Below are 19,008 nucleotides of genomic sequence, written 5' to 3'. Positions count from 1 at the left end.
AAATCAATTCTACTTATTCTAAATTAATATTAAAAATCTCATGAAAAAATTCTTTAACCGACTGTTTATTGTATGTGCTTTGGCCGTTTCGGTGGCTGCTTGTAAAGATGATGATACTGAATTGCCAGACAATTTGGCCAGTTTTACCACCACCACACAAGGCATTGAGAGTAATGAAGCGACCGTTCAACTCACTTTGTCGCGTGCCGCAGACGCAGCCACTACGCTAAACATCGAACTTAACTCAAATGTACTTACTTACGGAAACGAATACACCACCGATCCCGCCGCTGCAAATGGCGTTTTGGCGGTAAGTGTGGCCGCTGGACAAAGTACGGCTTCGTTCAAAGTAAAGAAAAAAGATGGCTTGTTTTTGAATGGCGACGAGTATGTTACTTTCAAAATTAAGTCGGCTACTTCGCCTGTGTTGGTGGGAACTGACAATCAATTAAAATTGAGCTTTGCCGCGATTACTTCGACAGGCAGCACCCAAACGTTGCAAGGCAAAACGGCAGAGTCGAACTATACCAACGGCGTGTACGTGGATTTGAGTGCGAATCAATCCACAGCCGTAGCGCGTAAGTCATGGAACTTAGGTTTTTACAACGGCGGCCAGTATCGCGTAATTTTGAACCCAGCTTACCAATCTACAGCGGCGGCTACTAGCAAAACCGACATTTCGGCGGTTACGTTGGCTGACACAAGTGCTGTTGCTAATCTTAATTTCTCACCAGGTGCAGAAGGTTCATTGGCTTTGGTGGATTATTGGGATGGCGATTTGACCAAAACTGCTTTCGCGGAAGTTTCGGCTAACGATGCAGAAAACAAAGTATATTTGGTTGCTTTTGAAGGTAGCAAAAACAAAGATCAATGGTTTAAAGTAAAAGTTTCGCGCAGTGGTGCAGGCTACAAAGTGCAATTTGCGCGTATTGGCTCGACTACTATCCAAACGTTAGAGATTCCAAGCCAATCAGACTATAACTTCACGTTTGCATCGTTGGAAACGGCGGCGGTAGTGAGTGCCGAGCCACGCAAAGCGAGTTGGGATATTCAGTGGTCGTATAGCACTTCTAACGCAGGTACTACGCCGCCAACGCCTTACTGGTTCCAAGATTTTATTTTGTTGAATTATGCGGCAGGCGCACAAGCAGCCGAAGTGTTAGAAAGCACCGTAACGTATGCGAATTACACAGAATCTAACATTGCTACTACTACTTTCTCTGGTGCAAGAGATGCTATCGGTAGCAAATGGCGTGCGACAAGCGGCGCAACGACAGGTATTAAACACGACCGTTTTTATGTGGTAAAAGACCCTGCGGGCAATGTTTATAAACTAAAATTTGTAAGCATGGGCTTGGCCAGCGATGGCGGCGAACGTGGCAAACCTGTAATCGAATACACTTTGGTAAAGAAAAATTAATTATTTTTTGAATGTTCATGCACAAGACCTACGAGGATTTCAAATGCCTTGTAGGTCTTGTTGTTTGTTTTTTGTTTTTTTGCGGAATAATTTTTTATTAATCCAAAAATACCGTGAAATATTTGATTGTGGGGCTTGGCAACATTGGGCCTCAATACGAACTCACACGCCATAACATTGGCTTTTTGGTGCTTGACCGTTTGGCCGAGTTGCACAAAGCACCCGCATTTAGCTCCGACCGTTTGGCCTTTACGACCGAATTTCGCTATAAAAATGCTGTTTTGCATTTGATAAAACCCACTACGTTTATGAACCTGAGCGGTAAGGCGGTAAGTCATTGGCTCAACACGCTGAAAATTCCGAAAGAAAACATGATGGTCATTACCGACGATTTGGCCTTGCCTTACGGCAAATTGCGCATCAAATCCAAAGGCTCGAATGGCGGCCACAACGGACTGGGCAACATACAAGAAGTGCTTGGTTCGCAAGATTATCCGCGTTTGCGCTTTGGCGTGGGCAGCAATTTTTCCAAAGGAAAACAAGTGGATTATGTGCTCAGTAACTTTGACCAAAACGAAATGGCTGAGCTTCCGATACATCTCGACCGCTGCTCCGAAGCGATTGTTTCGTTTTGCATGGCAGGCATCGAAAGAACCATGAATCAGTTTAATACCAAATAATTAAAGAGCGTGTTAGGGGAGAAAGCTAACACGCTTTTTTTGTGAAAATGGTGCCTTGCGTAAGGTTTTTTATAGCAAAAAACGAAACAGAAACGGATTTTTTGCGTTATTCGTAAAAGGATTTTAATTCCAGCTATATACAAACTTACTTTCATACCTACAATTTATGACTTATCAATTAGTCGAAAACGCCCTGACGCAGATAGCCAAAGCCAGCTACCCGATTCAGGCCGAGAAGATTCAGACCTATTTTACGATTCCGCCCGCCAACTTGAGTTTTCTCGATTTCGTGGACACATTCATTGAGCAAAGTCATCACAACAAAATGGTGCTTATTTCTAACGCCATCGACAAGGAAACGTTTCAGGATATGCTCAAAAAATTGGAGTATCCGCTCATGATATTTGAGTATCATTCCGAATATGAGTATTATCCGCTTCTGATTCAGCCATTTGGCGAACGTGGTTTTGAGGCCTATACGCATCACTGATAAAGGATTGGTGCACGCGGCTTGGTCGGCCAACAATTTTGATAATATTTATTCGCATCACGATTCGCCCGACCCCAAAAAGCGCGACAAAATGCTCGTGATGACGGCTTTTCCGTCTGAGTCGCTGTTTAGCACCTTGGGGCGTGCCGACGGCAAGGCGGAAACGCTTTCGCCTATGCAGCGGCTTTTTAGGTTGTTGAGAAACGAAAAACAGGACATTGGCTATATCTATGTGTATGCCATTATTATTGGCCTGATTAACTTGTCTTTGCCCTTGGGTATTCAGGCGATTATTAGCCGTATTTCGGGCGGCCTGATGTTCAATGCCGTAATTTTGTTGATTTGTATGGTGGTGCTGGGGATTCTTATTAGCGGTGCGCTGCAAATCATGCAAATTACGTTGGTGGAAGTGCTGCAACAGCGCGTGTTTGCCAAAGCCGCGTTTGAATTTGCCTACAGGATTCCGCGACTCAAGTCGGAGGTTATCTCCAAATATTATCCGCCAGAGCTTATCAATCGCTTTTTTGATATTCTGACCGTACAAAAAGGTTTGCCCAAAATGCTCATAGACATGACGGCGGCAGCTCTGCAAATCATTTTTGGTATTTTGCTATTGTCGTTTTATCACCCGTTTTTCGTGTTTTTTGGCATTACGTTGCTGTTTCTGATGTATTTTATGTTTCGTTTCACAAGCTCTAAAGGCTTGGAAACAAGTTTGTTAGAATCCAAATACAAATACAAAACGGTGCATTGGTTGGAGGAAATGGCGCGTACTATTTCGTCGTTCAAAATGGCAGGACATACCAATATGCCCATGCAGCGCACGGACGAATACGTGAGCAATTATTTGTATTATCGCAAAAGCCACTTTAATGTGTTGGCCTCGCAGTTTGGTTATATCATTGGTTTTAAGACGATTATAACTGGCGGCTTGTTGGTGATGGGCGCGTTGTTAGTGATTGACCGCCAAATTACGTTGGGTCAGTTCGTGGCTTCCGAAATCGTGATTATTACCATTGTCAATGCCGTAGAAAAAATCATTGCCAGTATGGAAACGGTGTACGATGTGCTGACGGCAGTGGAGAAAATTGGACAGGTAACGGATTTGCCGTTGGAGCGCGAAAACGGTCTTAAATTCATGAAAGTAAGCCCGAAAGGTGCAAGCGTGGAAGTAAAAACCATGAGTTACAAATATCCTGATGCCAAAAAATACGCCCTGCATGATATTAATTTGAAAGTAGAGGCGGGCCAAACGGTGTGTTTGGTTGGCGAAAACGGTTCGGGCAAAAACTCCATGTTGCAGGTACTTTCGGGTACGTTGAGCGATTTTGAAGGGGTTGTAACGGTCAATGGCCTTTCGGTTCGGGATATTAAATTGCCGTCGTTGCGCCATTATGTAGCCAAACACGTGTCCAGAGATGAGATTTTTGACGGAACTATTTTGGATAATATTACGATGGGGCGTTTGGATATTTCTTTGCCCGACGTAATGGAAACCATTGAAATGGTTGGCCTTTCTGATACGATAAATAATTTGCCCGACGGCCTAAACACACAACTCATGGCCGAAGGTCGTCGCATTTCGGGTAGTGTTTTGCACAAAATCTTGTTAGCACGTTGTATTGCCTCTAAACCTCAGTTGCTTCTAATGGAAGATTTTGTACATTTGATAGCCAAAGAAGAGCGCATTCGTATTCTGTCGCGCCTGCAAGAGCCGTATAATGGCTGGACGCTTATCGTCGTAACGGACAATCCGCTTTGGTTGGCTTCGGCAGATAAAGTAGTCTTTTTTAAGAATGGAACTATCACAGCACAAGGGAGTTACGAAGAAATAAAGCACTTGTTAGATTAAAATAATTAACCCAACGAAACGAACTTTAAACACATTTATAAGTTTTATTTAAAAAAAATACTTGTGTTTTAGTTTTGCTTTTCCTACCTTTGCAGTCCTTTGAATGAAACTAAAATTATTTCTGATTTAATACTAAGATGGCAAATCACAAATCCGCATTAAAAAGAATCCGTGCGAACAACGCCAAACGTTTGCGCAACAAATACCAAGCAAAAACAGCTCGTACATTCGAGAAAAGAGTTCGTACAGCCGAATCTAAAGCTGAGGCTCAAGAATTATTGAAAAAAGTTTCTTCTATGCTAGATCGTTTGGCTAAGAAGAATGTAATTCATAAAAACAAAGCCGCTAACCACAAATCGAAGTTGGCTAAATACGTGGCTAAATTAGCTTAATTTAGTTGTTGATTGTGGGCTTTGGCCTGAAATTCTCTGTTGAACCTGTTTCTTTTCACAAGGAAGCAGGTTTTTTTGTTTGGAATAAAGCGAATGCTGGCGCGTTGGCTGACTTGATATTCTATTTCCACAATAAATTACTACAAAAATTTCGAGCCGCAAGGCTTTTGAATCAGACTTTTAAATCCGTTAGGATTGATATTTTTGTAGAAAGCGATTTGATAGATTTCTAACGCCGTTAGGTGTGAAATCTTGATTGAAACACCAAACAACTTCAGCATTCAATAATTTAAAACGCTCATTAGGCAACTTTTATGGCGGCAAAGAAAATAGTTTTTATTGGCAACGAGGCCAAACGCACAGGTGCGCCGATTCTGATGCTTCATTTTTTGCGATGGATAAAGCAGCACACCGACACCGACGGACTGATTATTTTGCGGAGAGGCGGTGTGTTAGAACCCGAATTTGAGGTCATTTATCCGACGTATGTTTGGAAACGAGCTTTCGACCAAATGCCCAAATCGCCGCTCAAGTTGGCGCAATTGGCGTGGTTTCAGGTGCGTAATTTCTGGATGCAACAATCGTTGCGCCGCAAGAGTCGCCGCGCCGATGCCATTTATGCCAACACGATTGCTTCCGCCGATATTGTGGCCGCTTTGTCGCCAACAAGCCCTGTGCTTTTGCACATACACGAACTTGCGGGCGTGCTCGAAACTTTTCTGCAAAAGAAAGATTATCAAGGCTTTAAGCAATATGTAAGCCATTACGTTTGTGTGTCGGAGGCCACCCAAGAATTTCTGCAAAAACGCTTGGATTTGTCGGCATCGCAAATGACGCTACGTTATGGATTTATTCCTCAACCTATTGTTAATCAGCAAGAAAAAGAAAAAATAAGACAACGTTTGGGTTTGCCGCAAGGTGCGTTTGTGGTGGGTGCTTCTGGGGCAATTGGTTGGCGTAAAGGCTCAGATTTGTTTGTGCAAATGGCCGCGCAACTCTTAGCCCAACATCCCGAAATGTATTTTGTGTGGGTCGGTGGCGGTTCGGCTGCAGAGTTGGCCGAAGTGCAGCAGCTTTGCCAAGAAAAAGGCATTGCGCAACGCGTTTTTTGGACAGGCAATCAGCCAAACCCAGCGGACTATTACGCCTTGTTTGATGTGTTTCTGTTGTCGTCGCGCGAAGATCCGTTTCCGTTGGTTTGTTTGGAAAATGCAGCGTTGGGCAAACCGATTATTTGCTTTGAAAAGGCGGGAGGAATGCCCGAACTGGTGAGCCGCGATTGTGGCGTAGTAGTGCCGTATCTGGACGTTGCGGCGATGGCTGAAGCAGTAGAAAAATTATCAAAAGACAAAGTTGAGTTACAGCGATTGGGCGAAAATGCACGCAAAATCATAGCCGAAGAGTTTTTGGTAGAGAAAGCGGCGGCTTCCTTGTGGGAAACGCTACAAAAAACTATCAACTAATCCGAAAAAGGTGTATTATTGTGGTTTAATCTTACCCAAAATTGTTTGTTTGCTTTTTCAAATATTAGATAATGAAGAAACCTAAAATGCTGTATTTTTGCGTAAATCAGGCCTCATTTGTGAAAAAAGATGTGGCTATTTTTGCACAAAAGTACGATGTAAAAGTTTGCGACTTTTATCATACAAATAAAAAATACACGCCGATTCTTTTCTTAAAGCAATTCTGGTTTTTGCTGGTCAATATTTGGGGAACAAAAATTGTTGTTTGTCAATTTGCTGGTTATCATTCGTTTATGCCTACGCTGGTAGCCCGACTTTTTAATATTCCGTCTTTGATTGTGGCGGGTGGCATGGATTGTGTTTCGTTTCCGTCCTTGCGTTACGGCAATTTTCACAAACAACTGTTGGGTGCATTTACCCGAATGTCTTTTTATTTGTGTACGCACATTTCGCCCGTACACGAGAGCTTGCTCAAGCGCAACGACACGTATTACGGCGACGACAATTTTAAACAAGGCATCTTGCATTATTGCCCCAATATTCGCGCCCAAATCAAGACTATTTACAACGGTTACGACGCTGCCGCATGGCCAAAACCGCACCAAAATCGTAAGCCTAACAGCTTTATTACGGTGGCCGCCACGCTGGACAATCCCGTGCGCATGATACTCAAAGGCGCGGATATGGTGTTTGATGTGGCCAGATTGTTGCCCGACTATTCTTTTACGGTGATTGGGTTTATGGGAAATCGCAAACCCGACTGGCCTGCCAATGTTACGGTATTGCCATTTACGCCCGCCGACGAGTTGGCGCGGTTGTTTGGCGAACACGAATTTTACTTGCAACTCTCTATTTCTGAGGGTTTTCCCAATGCACTCAGTGAGGCGATGTTGTGTGGTTGTATCCCGATTGTGTCGGAAGTGGCTTCTATGTCGTTCATTGTGGGCGATGCGGGCTTTGTGCTTACGCAACGCAATGTGAGTATGCTCAAAGTGTTGTTGGAAGATGCTGTGCGCCAAGACAAAGTGTTTTTGAGTAAGGCCGTACGCAATCGTATTGAGCAAAATTTCCCGATTAGCAAACGTGTCAAAGGCTTGCTGGATTTGACGGAAGAAATGTTGCACCCAAACAAAGAAAAAACCGCATAAACACACGCAAATTTGTATGTTTGCCGCGTTATTCTTTTTGAATTAAAAAATAGAAAATCAAAGCCATGATAACCTTTTTTCCCGGCCCTTCGCGGGTGTATCCGCAAGTGGCTACTTTTATGCAAGAAGCCTTTGAACAAGGCCTTTTGAGCATTAGTCACCGCAGCGAAACGTTTAACCAAATGTCGGAAAAGACGATTGGTTTGGTAAAATCCAAACTCAATGTACCCGCCGACTACACGGTATTTTATACGTCTTCGGCTACGGAAAACTGGGAAATCATCGCCCAATCGCTTACTACACAGCAAAGTACGCATTTTTATTCGGGGGCTTTTGGGGAAAAATGGCACGAGTACGCCCGCAAAATTCATTCACAGGCCGAAGGTTTCCGTTTTGATACCAACGATCATGCGGATGTGGCCTCTTGGCAAGTCGCGCCCGAATCGGAGGTGATTTGTATTACCCAAAACGAAACCTCCAACGGTACGCAAATCCCAGCCGCAAGCATCGAAAAGCTACGCGAATTGCACCCCGAAAAACTCATTGCCGTAGATGTAACTTCTTCGCTGGCAGGAATTGCCTTGCCTTTTGCGGCGGCAGATATTTGGTACGGCTCCGTGCAAAAATGCTTCGGTTTGCCTGCGGGTTTGGGCTTGCTTATTTGCTCGCCTCGCGCCATCGAACGCGCCCAAAGCATCGGCGAACGTGGTCATTACAATAGCTTTTTGGTAATGCTGGACAATATCAAAAAATGGCAAACCTCTTGTACGCCAAACGTGTTGGGGATTTATTTGCTCATGCGCGTGCTGGAAACCATGCCGCATATTTCGGAAATTGATGCCCAAACCAAAGCGCGTGCGTGTGCTTATTATGAGGCCGTACAAGCTGCCCAAAATCTTAGTTTATTGGTTGAAAATGAGGCGGTTCGCTCGGATACTGTCGTGGCCGTAAAAGGCACAAAAGAGCAGGTAGCCGCATGGAAAACGCAAGCCAAACAAGCGGGGATTTTGTTGGGCGCGGGCTATGGTTCTTGGAAAGAAACGTCGTTCCGTATTGCCAATTTTCCAGCTTTGCAACCTGCGGAAGTGGCCGCGTTATTGGATTTGTTGCCCAAACTTTCATAAAATAATCGTTCCCTGCGCTGCAAAGTCGTGGCGCGGGGAACGTTCTCGAAGTTTAAAAAGTTATAAAGTCGATAGCTAAGTTAAAAAATTAGCTATATTTGTTTAGGTGTTATTATGAAGCCTTGTAGAAGGCTTTTTGTATTTTTATAAGAATTTTCTATGGCATTAAATCCAAATATATTTGAAGAAGTAAAGAAAATTTTTACTGCTTATTTAGAAAATAAAGCTTTACGCAAAACGCCAGAACGCTTTGCTATCTTGGAAGAAATTTATACGCGTGAAGGCCACTTTGATGTAGAATCGCTGTATATCAGCATGAAAAACAAAAACTATCGTGTCAGCCGCGCCACGGTTTACAACACGTTGGATATTTTGGTAGAATGCGATTTGGTGAGCAAACACCAGTTTGGGCAAAATTTGGCGCAATATGAAAAATCGTATGGCTATCGCCAACACGACCACCTGATTTGTACGGAATGCCACAAAGTGATTGAGTTTTGCGATCCGCGCATTCATAACATTCAGAAGACGGTAGGGGAATTATTACAATTCCAAGTATTGCATCATTCGCTTATTTTGTACGGACAGTGCCAAAAACAAAATTGTGAAAATCGTCCAGCTCATCATACTAACTAAAAATCAGGATTTTATGGCCAAACAAACAGGTTCTTCGACTTCTTACGTAAAGCTCATCGCGACGATTGTGGCGGTAGTGGCTGGTATGTGGTTTTATAACAAAAGCGATAAAACCTCTTCTTCCAAAAAAGACGATAAGCCGCGCAAACCCAAGCAAGAAGTAGCGGAAACGCGCGAGAACAACAGCACGCCTGTCAAGCCCAAAAGCAACACGAATACCAGCACGCCGCGCAACTCCAGCAACGCTGATTTGCCAAACTATGCAGAAGACGAGGCTTTCCCGTATCCGAAGCCATACCCGAACGCGACGAAAGGCCGCCAAATTATTCATCACACTGCCTACACGTTGAGTTATTATGAAAAGCATGAGCAAGCCGAATGGGTTGCTTATACGCTGTCAGCCAAAGATTTACGCGGAAAAGCAGAACGCGAAAAAGAATCTTTTAAGGCAGACGACCAAGTAGAAGGCGGTTCGGCTACGCCCCAAGATTATTTGGGAACGGGCTACGACAGAGGCCACCTTGCCCCAGCCGCCGACATGAAGCGCAGCGAAACGGCCATGGAAGAATCCTTTTTTATGAGCAATATGAGTCCTCAAAAGCCGCAATGCAACAGAGGAATTTGGCGCATACTCGAAGAGCAAGTACGCGATTGGGCTAAAGACGAACAATTTTTGTTTATCACCACAGGCCCAGTGTTGCGCGATGGCCTGAAAACCATTGGCCGCAGTACCAAAATCAGCGTACCAGAATATTACTATAAAGTGATTCTCAAATTGGGCGACGAACCAAAAGCCATTGCTTTTTTGATGAAAAATGCGGGTTCTGATGAAAATTTGCAAACTTTTGCCGTAAGTATAGACGAGGTGGAAGAAAAAACTGGACTGGATTTTTACCCACTTTTGCCCGACGACGTAGAGAAAAAATTAGAGTCAAAATTTGATGTAAATGCTTGGCAATGGTCTGAGCCGCGCCGTTAAAATATTGACATCGAGCAGTTGAATAATAAAAAGGAGATAGAAATTATGCGATTCTGTCTCCTTTTTCGTTATAATACAAATCCTTGATTTCTTACCTAACTTATGTGATAATTGAACATGAAAAAAAACTTTCTTTCTGTAGCTATTTTGTTGCTAATGAGCACTTTTATTGCTTCCTGCAACGACTCTTCTTGCGACGATTGCAACGAGGCGACAACCGTAAAAGCAAAAATTGTTTTTAGTAATACGGTTGGCACGCAAGCTCTTACGCTCAAAACTGCCAATTATAACGATACATTGGGCGAAACTTTTTCGGTGAGCACGCTCAAATATTATGTGGGCGAGGCTCAATTTACACGCACCGACGGCACGGTTTGGAAACAAGCTGCTGGAAGTTATGCGCTGATAGATGCTTCGGAACAAACGTCCCTGACTTGGCCAGTGCAAGGGCTGCCCGACGGAACGTATAAGAATTTAAGTTTTTTGGTGGGCGTGGACAGTGTTTATAATGTTTCGGGTGCGCAATTAGGTGCATTAGACCCCCTGAACGAAATGTTTTGGGATTGGAATACGGGTTATGTGTTCTTCAAATTGGAAGGAAATACACCCGATACAACGGCCAGATACACGCTACACGTAGGCGGTTTTAGAGGTCAATACAACACGATTCGCCGCGTAAATCTTGACCTTTCGGCGCAGCCGCTCACCATCAAAAATGGTGCAGTGTCCGAAATTGATATTCGTACGAATGTGCAAAAAGTGCTCAACGGCGGTCCGCATCAAATTTCTATTTGGGCAAACCCTGGCATGATGCCTGGTGCGGTGGCCATGAAATGCGCAGACAATTACGCCACGATGTTTAGCCTCATAACAGTCAAAAACCCATAATTTTTTTGGAGAATGAAAAAAAGGAATTGGTCTCAAATTTTGTTGTTTTGTAGTGCGGTGGCGTTGGTTATTTCGGCTTGTAATCCAGACGATAACTCAAATTCAACGGATGTAGTAGTTCCTGATACACTGCCGTTTGCAGTGCCGTCTAACTTTCCAGAACCCGTTTATCGCTTTACGAATAATCGGTATTCGGAAGAAGGTTTTCAGTTGGGGCGAATGCTTTTTTACGAACCGATACTTTCCCGTGATAGTACCATTTCATGCGCCACATGTCATAAGTCTTATGCGGCATTTACTGACCCTACGCACCCTGTGGCGCACGGCATAGACCATTTGTCGGGCACACGTAATGCCCCGCCTATTTTTAATGCGATTTGGCAAAAAACATTGTTTTGGGATGGTGGCGTAGCTCATTTGGAAACCTTGCCCGTTGCGCCGCTGACCAATCCCGTAGAAATGGATATTCAGTTGGCTGAAGTGGTGCGCCGTTTGAACCAAAGTAGTTTTTATAAACCAAAATTTCAGGCTGTTTTCAAAAAAGACACGGTGGACAGCCAGCAGATTTTGTACGCTTTCGCGCAATTTATGGGAGCGATCGTGTCGGGCAATTCGCGCTACGACAAATATGTACGCAAAGAAGGTGAGCAACTTACCGATACAGAATTGGCGGGTTTAACTTTGGTAAAAAACAAATGTGGCGGCTGCCATAACACAGAACTTTTTACCGATCAAAGCTATCGTAACAATGGATTAGATGCCACTTTCACGGATGTTGGCCGCCAACGTATTTCGTTGGATAACAATGATTTGGGTAAATTCAGAGTGCCGTCCTTGCGCAATTTGAGTTATACTAAGCCGTATATGCACGACGGGCGTTTTAATAAAATTTCGGAAGTGCTTGATCATTACGCCGCTGGTGTGCTGGCATCCGCTACTTTAGACCCGCTTTTGCAACAAAAAGGCGTGCTGGGCATACCGCTCACCGACGACGAAAAAACGAAGATTACGGCATTTCTTAAAACCCTTGACGATTCGGATTTGGTGAAAAACAAACGTTATACGCAACCCTAATTTATCATGAATCGTATGGGGAAAATGGCGGGTGCTTTAGCCCTGATGATATTTTGGTGTATAATGGCGCAGGCGCAGGAGGCCGACGCGCTTTATCTGGCACTCAAACAAAAGCACGAAATGCCACGTTATCAGGTTTTTGAGTTGGCTTTTAAGGGGTATAAAAAATTGAAAGCGACAGGGAAAATTAAAAATCAGGTGCTTTCTATTGCAGATTTTACGCTTTCGGCCAATAGCAAACGGCTTTGGGTGATTGACATGGCTCAGCAAAAGGTATTGTTTCATTCGTTGGTAGCACATGGACGCGGTTCGGGGCAGGAGTTTGCTACTCATTTTTCCAATGAAAATAAATCGCACCAAAGTAGCTTGGGTTTTTACATTACAGGCGGTTTGTATGAAGGCGTGCATGGCTTGTCGTTGTACCTGTATGGTTTGCAAAAAGGCTTGAACGACAATGCGCTGTCACGGGCTATCGTGATGCACGGCGCGGATTATGTGTCGGAGGATTTTATACAAAAATATGGTCGGTTGGGTCGGAGTTATGGTTGCCCAGCCATTCCGCAAGAATTAGTAAAACCGATGCTTGACCAACTCAAAAATAAATCTTGTTTGCTGCTGTATAATTCTTCGCAAGAAGCTGATATTGAGCAGTTTATTGAATGAAAGATAAAGTAATTTAACAACCAAAAACGCCCGACTAAATAACTTTTAGTCGGGCGTTTTTGGTTGTATAAGAAAAACCGTTTTGCTTATCGTGTACGGTTTACTTTTTTACTGATAATGATAAATTCTGTACGGCGGTTGAGTTCGCGGCCTTCGGCTTCGTCGTCATTGCTAGCCAATGGGCGACGCTCTCCGTAACCTTTCGGACGCAAACGGCTTGGGTCTATGCCTTGTTTACGCAAATAACCCACGATACTTTCGGCACGGCGTTGTGAAAGAATCAAATTATAGTCGGCTTTACCTTTACTATCGGTGTGACCCGCAATTTCCAAAATAACCGAAGGGTTATCTTTCATGAAATTTACCAATAAGCCCAATTCGCGTTCAGATTTTTTGACGTTCAATTGGTTTTTGGCAAAATCAAAATACACGTTACGCAAACGAACGGCTACGTTCACGGCGGCTGGTGTAAGCTCAATTTCTTTGGTAAAGGTTAGTTTTTTACCGCTTACAAATTCAGGTAATTCTACGTCTATATCTTCAAAATTAAAATCAGGTTTTTGGATTGTAATTTTGAAATGGCGGCCTTCTTCTTCGGTTACATCACGGGCATATTTGCCTTTGGCTGTGCGTTTTGTTTCGCCCCCTTCGGCGTTAGCACCTTCCGTAATGGCCACTTCTGCATCCATTAGTTCGCCTGTATTTTTATTTCGGACGATCACATTAAGTGTAATAACAGGACTTTCTCCATTTTTAGGCACCGAATCCGTAGGTTCTTCGGTGGTTTTGCGCTTAGTGGCTTTGGTAGGATCTGGGTCGTTGGCTGCCATCGCAGTATCTTCGGCGATGGTTTGAATTGGGGTAGGCTCTACAGCTTTAGCTGTTTCGGGTACTATCTCCGTTTTTTTCGCCAAAAGCGTATCTTCTACGGCTGGTGCAATCACAAAAATATCCAAATCACCTTGCCCGCCACGCTCACGAACTGACGCATAATAAGCACGAACCGAATCGCTACTTTGGATATAATAACCGTCGTCGTCGGCTGTGTTAATCGGATAACCTAAGTTGGTAGGGTTAATCCACTCAGCTTTTTCTGGGTCAAAATCAGCTTTATAAATATCGCTACCACCCATACCATGATGCCCGCGAGAACTGAAATACAAGTGTTTACTGTCAAAACTAACTACAGGTGACTCTTCATCGAATGGCGAGTTAATGATGTTGCCTAAGTTTTGAGGCGAACCCCATTTGCCATTGGAAAGTGCACGTGATACATAAATGTCGCTGCCTCCAAAGCCGCCTTCGCGGTTACTGACAAAGTACAAAAACTTACCATCAGGCGAAATAGAAGCAGAACTTTCTTTGTAGTCGGAAGTATTGATGTTTTCGCTAATAGATTGAGGGCGCGACCATGAGCCATCATTTTGGCGTTTGGTAATAAAAATATCGCCGTTGTTGTCGTCTTTGTAAAGGAACATGGTTTTGCCGTCTGGCGAAAGACCCACATTTGACTCATTGAAAACCGTGTTAATGCCTGGAATAAGCTCGGGAGTGCCCCACACGCCGTCTTTTTTGTACGAAACATAAATATCTTCGTAGAAATACAAGTCATTGTCCACCAAGGGGCTCATACCGAATTGGCGTTTTGAGGTGAAAACCATCATGTCTTCTGCCGCGTTGATGGTAGGAGAATAGTCAGGAAACTCACTATTTAGTTCGGCAATGCTCGTAATGCTCACGTTGGCTACGTGTTTGATCATTTCTTTGCCGACTTTACACTCTTCTATTTTGCGTTCGATGCTGCGCATGGCTTCTTTTTTCTCTGCACGCGCTACGGCACTGATCTGGTTGGTTTCGAGATTTTGTCTAAAAAGCTCATAATATTCGATGGCTTTATCGAAATTTTCGCCGTAGTGGTAGGCTCTGGCAATCAAAAAAATCTGGTCAGGATATAGTTCACTACCCAAACTTAATTCGCTAACGTATTTTGGATTGAGCTCATAGGCTTTCAGCAAATAGGTTAGTGCTAAGTTTTTGTTGAGGGTTTGTAGATAACAAATCCCTGTCATATAGTTGGCTTTCAGACTGTTGGGGTTTAAAGTGGCCGCGGACTTATACATATCTAAGGCCTGACGTTTCGCACCGAATTTGAAAATTTCTTCCCCATCAAGGATTAGATCTTCCGCTTCTTTGATTTTGTCATTTTGGGCATACACTGCTCCGAAAAGACTTAGACTAAGAAAAAAAGTTAGAAACAGATATTTTTTACTCATAACGCCTATTTTCTGTTGTTTTTTGTCTGACAGTAAATGTATTATATTGAAACCAATCTATTTAATTATATTTCAAACACTAAAAGTTGTGCCACAAACGCACATTATTAGCCGAACCAATGCAGATAGTTTTTTTGTTATGATGCCGAATACTATATGTTTTAAACGATTGACTTTTAGTAAATTGACTTTTCCCTCGCTTGCTAAAAGTATTTTTAACACCATATAATCTTCTGCATTTTGCCGTAAATTAAGATTAAATTCCTACATTCTAAAAAAAATTTACACAAAAATAACATTTCACTTTTTACTGTACACCATGGATACTATTGCTCAGTTACTTGAAAATCCCCGCCAATATTGGCAACAACGCTACCAATGTGCCCAAACAGGCTGGGATATGGGCGAGGTTTCGCCACCACTCAAGGCTTATTTTGACTCAATTACGCAAAAAGATATTCGGATTTTGATACCAGGTTGCGGCAACGGCTATGAGGCAGATTATTTGCTTTCGCAAGGGTTTACTAATGTTACGATGCTAGATATTGCGCCCGAACCCATCGCCCGACTTACCCAAACGCTCGCGCCGTATGTGGGAAAAGAATTACAACTCATCGAAGGCGATTTTTTTGAACTGAACCAGACTTTTGATTTAATCGTAGAACAGACGTTTTTTTGTGCGCTGCCGCCCGTTTTGCGCGAAAAATACGCCCAAAAAATGCCGCAATTGTTGGCCAATGAGGATTCTCGCTTGGTGGGTGTGATGTTTAATGATAGCCTAAACACTACAGAACCACCGTTTGGTGGCTTTGCTGATGAGTATCGATCTCTTTTGGGGGAATATATGAATATTTATAAAATGGAACTTTGTGCCAACAGCCATACAGCCCGACAAGGCCGCGAATTATTTGTGGAAATAGGCAAAAAATAAACGTCTTCATTAACAAAAAAGCAAAAGCCATGCGCGGCTATTGATGCGCATGGCTTTTGCTTTTTTGTTCGAGTAGTCGGCGCGTATGCTCCAACGATTTGGTGCTGCGCCAATCCTGATGCCCCGTAACAATGTATTTTGGTTTGCGATAACGCTTTTGTAAGTTGCTGATAGTCTGTGGCCAAGCCTTTACGTTCGCATCTGCCAAATTGCCTAAATTGGTGGCTTCTGTGCTTTTGATGAGGCAGCCGCCATACAAGATTTTTTCTTTCCCAAACCAAACCACGATGTTGTCGGAAGTGTGCCCTTCGCCTGCAAAATACGTTTCAAAAACATGATTGCCAACCCGAAAGCTCGTATCTTGGCTAAATACAAATTCTGCTCGTTTTTCATGTCGTGCGCGGCTGAGCGAATCGGTGCGGCAACTGGTAAAGGTTTTCGCGCCTTGTGCTTTCAGAAATTCAAGGCCTGCGCTGCGGTCTTCGTGTGAATGCGTGGCGATGGCCAACACTACTTTTTGGTGATGACGCGCCGCAATGCTGTCGAGTAGCGGTTGAAATTGCGTAGTGTCCCAAGGAGCATCGATCATTATTACGCCCTCATTGCTCACTACATACATGCCATTGGACGGGAACAATGTTTGCCCGAATCGTTGGTAAGTCGTGAAAATATAAAAGTCTTTGGTGAGGGGTTTAATCTCCAATTTGGCATTTTGGGCGTATCCGCAGGCCGCCAAAGTCGTCCAGAAGAAAAAAAGAAGTTTTGTTTTCATAAAGCCAAAAGTAAACAAAACGGCCTATTTATCGCAGTATTTTAGTGATAAATAGGCCGTGTAATTATTGTACGACGAGTTTGGTGCGCATTACTTGCCCCGCATTGCTGCTTTCTATGAGGTATAAACCTTTTGGCAAATTATTGATTAGTAGTTTATTATCATTGATTTTTCCTGTTTGAATCACGCGACCTTCCATTGACAGAATACGCACATCTGTATTTTGTGGCGCAGTAATGTGCAATGTTTCATTGCCCTTGGCGGGGTTGGGATAAACCGTCCAATTGGCCTTTGGGCTTGTGGCAATACTTGTTGGGCTTGTAATGATTGTCTGCGTTTGGTTGGTGAGCAACATGGTGTCATAATCCAAATAAATAAACGCTTTATTGCGGATAGTATCGCCACTGCTAAGTGTTGGGTTGGCTTTTATTTTGAACGAAACAAGTCCTTGACTTTGCAATTGATTGGTCAAATAGCTGGGGAACGAATGATTTAATAACTCAAAGTACAGAATGTTATCGCGTACAGTTACAGTCATATTTCCTGAAGAGCCTGTTACAACCAGCGTATTGGCCAACAATCGAGTGTCCAGCGTATCTGCAATGACTACGGAAGAAACAGTCTCTGCGCTAATATTCTGAAAATGAACAGAATAATCAATGTATTCATTGGCTAAATTACTGTTTGCAATGGTTTTGGTGGCAGCGTTATAGTTGTATAGAAGCGTATCCGAAATCGCTAAAATAAGTTGCTGGTAGTTGTCGGTGGGTGTATTTTCTTCCAAATCATTGGCATATACGTTTGCGGAAGATACTAAGAGTTCTGCTGTGGAGGCTGTCGCGGAAATCGTTCCGTATAGTGTGATGGTTTTTGTATCAAAAATATTGAGTGTTCCCAAATCCCAGCGGATAGTATCGGCATCAATTACATAACCAGCCACTGACGCGGAATCTACGTTAAATAATGGCGATTTCGTGAATTGTAGATGGGTTATTTTGCTTTTTGTGCCTGCATTGGCCACTTTAATTTGGAAGGCCATTGCTTGACCAATTTGTGCATTTGTAATATTATTCAAACTGACATTAAGGTCGCTAATATTTTGATTGATAGGAGTTAGTGGAAAATCTTTGGTAACGACATCGCTATATTTTGCAAATGTACTGGCATAGCTAGGTTGCGCACAAGTATAGTAAGCGGGAACGTCTAAGTACAAAGTACTGCTTCCAATCGAATCGCCATAAATTTGATAAAATCCATTTTCATCCGTAAAACTAATATTGTTGCCCAATGTAAGTTTGGCGAGAGAAACAACACGCTCGGTTTCGTCTTTTTGTCCGTTATTGTTCTCATCTACAAATACTTGTCCTTTAAATGACGGAAACGCATAACAATAACTTCCATTCTCTACTGTTACATTGCAAAGCGGAAGCTCTGAATATACACCAGGTGGTCTATTGGGCAGACATTTTATAGTCCCAAGGTCATCTATAATAAATAAATACAAAGATTCTGGCAAATGCGGCAAACATGTAATCGCTGTTTCTGGAATATCTAACCATTCTATGTTCGGGGGAAGTTCTGGTAATGCGGTAAGAGCACTGCAAAACTCACAGCTAAGGCTAGTTAAAGACGATGGCAAGGCAGGGAATGCACTAATTGGGTTATTGCTAAGGTCAAGTAGTGTTAGCGATGGCGGAAGTGGCGGCAAACTTTGTAAGTTACAGGTGGACATATCCAATACTTGAAGTGTACTTGGTAGCGGAGGGAGCGTGCTTAAATTTAGATTGTCTGGCCCATAAAGCAATTCTAAATTTGGAGGGAATGAATGAATAGAAGTAATATCATTAGAAAGAATATCTAAACTCGTTAGAGAATCTGGCAATTGCGGCAATGAAATTAGGCCAATATGTTCACAATTCAAGGATTTAAGCCGTTTGAAATAACGGATGCCTTCTATGCTGCTCATGGTATCGGTAGGGGTTTGCATTATTAACCCTTCTAGCGGGGCGGCGGCGGCGCATAACGTGTCTAATTGATTTGCACTATTAAAGCAGCTTGGATATTGCTGTTTTAGAAAATTCCTAAACGAGGCGTTAGGAATGGTGATGTATTGAGCTTTAGCACTTTGGATGGCTAACGCTGAAACGAAAAGCAATAGAAAAAAGGGGAGATGTTTTTTCATATAAAGTTGTTAGTTTTAGGGTGCAAATAAATAAAAAAAAT

General features: G+C 43.1%; 17 protein-coding genes. 14 read left to right on the top strand and 3 right to left on the bottom strand.

The genetic code is table 11. The features are described from left to right. Positions 1 to 40: 40 nt before the first annotated feature. From BM090_RS00190 to BM090_RS00125, 13 genes are all read left to right on the top strand, one after another. Positions 41 to 1,420 (top strand): HmuY family protein, encoded by a 1,380-nt coding sequence (locus BM090_RS00190; protein ID WP_091505537.1) that lies wholly within the window; start codon positions 41 to 43, stop codon positions 1,418 to 1,420. A 113-nt stretch (positions 1,421 to 1,533) separates the two neighbouring features. Next, positions 1,534 to 2,100 (top strand): aminoacyl-tRNA hydrolase, encoded by a 567-nt coding sequence (pth, locus tag BM090_RS00185; protein WP_091505534.1) that lies wholly within the window; start codon positions 1,534 to 1,536, stop codon positions 2,098 to 2,100. Between the two features lie 166 nt (positions 2,101 to 2,266). Continuing rightward, positions 2,267 to 2,590, top strand: a complete 324-nt coding sequence (locus BM090_RS00180) for a hypothetical protein (RefSeq protein WP_091505532.1) — start codon at positions 2,267 to 2,269, stop codon at positions 2,588 to 2,590. Next, positions 2,562 to 4,442 carry a peptidase domain-containing ABC transporter gene (locus BM090_RS00175; RefSeq protein ID WP_143083819.1) on the top strand — a complete coding sequence of 627 codons (1,881 nt, stop codon included), beginning with the start codon at positions 2,562 to 2,564 and terminating at the stop codon, positions 4,440 to 4,442. The genes BM090_RS00180 and BM090_RS00175 overlap by 29 nt, the downstream gene beginning before the upstream one ends. A gap of 137 nt (positions 4,443 to 4,579) precedes the next feature. Next, a complete protein-coding gene (rpsT, locus tag BM090_RS00170) occupies positions 4,580 to 4,834 on the top strand; it encodes a 30S ribosomal protein S20 (protein ID WP_091505526.1) in 255 nt (84 codons plus the stop codon). A 314-nt stretch (positions 4,835 to 5,148) separates the two neighbouring features. Next, on the top strand, positions 5,149 to 6,297 hold the full coding sequence (locus BM090_RS00160) for a glycosyltransferase (RefSeq protein ID WP_091505523.1): 1,149 nt from the start codon (positions 5,149 to 5,151) through the stop codon (positions 6,295 to 6,297). A 71-nt stretch (positions 6,298 to 6,368) separates the two neighbouring features. Next, positions 6,369 to 7,445: a glycosyltransferase family 4 protein gene (locus tag BM090_RS00155; protein WP_091505522.1), complete on the top strand. Its 1,077-nt coding sequence runs from the start codon at positions 6,369 to 6,371 to the stop codon at positions 7,443 to 7,445. A gap of 65 nt (positions 7,446 to 7,510) precedes the next feature. Then, complete coding sequence (locus BM090_RS00150; protein WP_091505521.1) at positions 7,511 to 8,569, top strand: aminotransferase class V-fold PLP-dependent enzyme; 1,059 nt, start codon at positions 7,511 to 7,513, stop codon at positions 8,567 to 8,569. Positions 8,570 to 8,728: 159 nt separating this feature from the next. Beyond that, the gene (locus BM090_RS00145) at positions 8,729 to 9,205 is read left to right on the top strand and encodes a Fur family transcriptional regulator (protein ID WP_091505520.1); all 477 of its coding nucleotides are present in this window, start codon (positions 8,729 to 8,731) and stop codon (positions 9,203 to 9,205) included. Beyond that, positions 9,174 to 10,184, top strand: coding sequence for a DNA/RNA non-specific endonuclease (locus tag BM090_RS00140; RefSeq protein WP_091505519.1), 1,011 nt, complete (start codon positions 9,174 to 9,176; stop codon positions 10,182 to 10,184). Before BM090_RS00145 ends, BM090_RS00140 begins: the two co-directional genes overlap by 32 nt. A 117-nt stretch (positions 10,185 to 10,301) precedes the next feature. Next, positions 10,302 to 11,072 carry an MbnP family protein gene (locus BM090_RS00135; protein WP_091505518.1) on the top strand — a complete coding sequence of 257 codons (771 nt, stop codon included), beginning with the start codon at positions 10,302 to 10,304 and terminating at the stop codon, positions 11,070 to 11,072. Positions 11,073 to 11,084: 12 nt separating this feature from the next. Further along, positions 11,085 to 12,146: a cytochrome-c peroxidase gene (locus BM090_RS00130; RefSeq protein WP_091505517.1), complete on the top strand. Its 1,062-nt coding sequence runs from the start codon at positions 11,085 to 11,087 to the stop codon at positions 12,144 to 12,146. Positions 12,147 to 12,152: 6 nt separating this feature from the next. Further along, positions 12,153 to 12,809 (top strand): murein L,D-transpeptidase catalytic domain family protein, encoded by a 657-nt coding sequence (locus BM090_RS00125; protein ID WP_091505515.1) that lies wholly within the window; start codon positions 12,153 to 12,155, stop codon positions 12,807 to 12,809. 86 nt (positions 12,810 to 12,895) lie between these two features. Here BM090_RS00125 and BM090_RS00120 read toward each other — a convergent pair whose 3' ends face one another. Further along, positions 12,896 to 15,082, bottom strand: coding sequence for an OmpA family protein (locus BM090_RS00120; RefSeq protein ID WP_091505514.1), 2,187 nt, complete (start codon positions 15,080 to 15,082; stop codon positions 12,896 to 12,898). 319 nt (positions 15,083 to 15,401) lie between these two features. On the opposite strand from BM090_RS00120, the gene BM090_RS00115 reads away from it, so the two are divergent. Next, on the top strand, positions 15,402 to 16,013 hold the full coding sequence (locus tag BM090_RS00115) for a methyltransferase domain-containing protein (RefSeq protein WP_091505511.1): 612 nt from the start codon (positions 15,402 to 15,404) through the stop codon (positions 16,011 to 16,013). 37 nt (positions 16,014 to 16,050) lie between these two features. Here the strand turns inward: BM090_RS00115 and bla are convergent, their stop codons facing one another. Next, positions 16,051 to 16,785, bottom strand: coding sequence for a BlaB/IND/MUS family subclass B1 metallo-beta-lactamase (gene bla / locus BM090_RS00110; RefSeq protein WP_091505508.1), 735 nt, complete (start codon positions 16,783 to 16,785; stop codon positions 16,051 to 16,053). Positions 16,786 to 16,849: 64 nt separating this feature from the next. After that, positions 16,850 to 18,967, bottom strand: coding sequence for a DUF7619 domain-containing protein (locus BM090_RS00105; protein WP_091505505.1), 2,118 nt, complete (start codon positions 18,965 to 18,967; stop codon positions 16,850 to 16,852). Positions 18,968 to 19,008 lie beyond the last annotated feature (41 nt).

The sequence above is a fragment of the Flexibacter flexilis DSM 6793 genome (assembly GCF_900112255.1).
Taxonomy (GTDB): domain Bacteria; phylum Bacteroidota; class Bacteroidia; order Cytophagales; family Flexibacteraceae; genus Flexibacter; species Flexibacter flexilis.
Note: the sequence above shows the minus strand (reverse complement) of the source record. Positions and strands in the feature narration are given on the sequence as shown.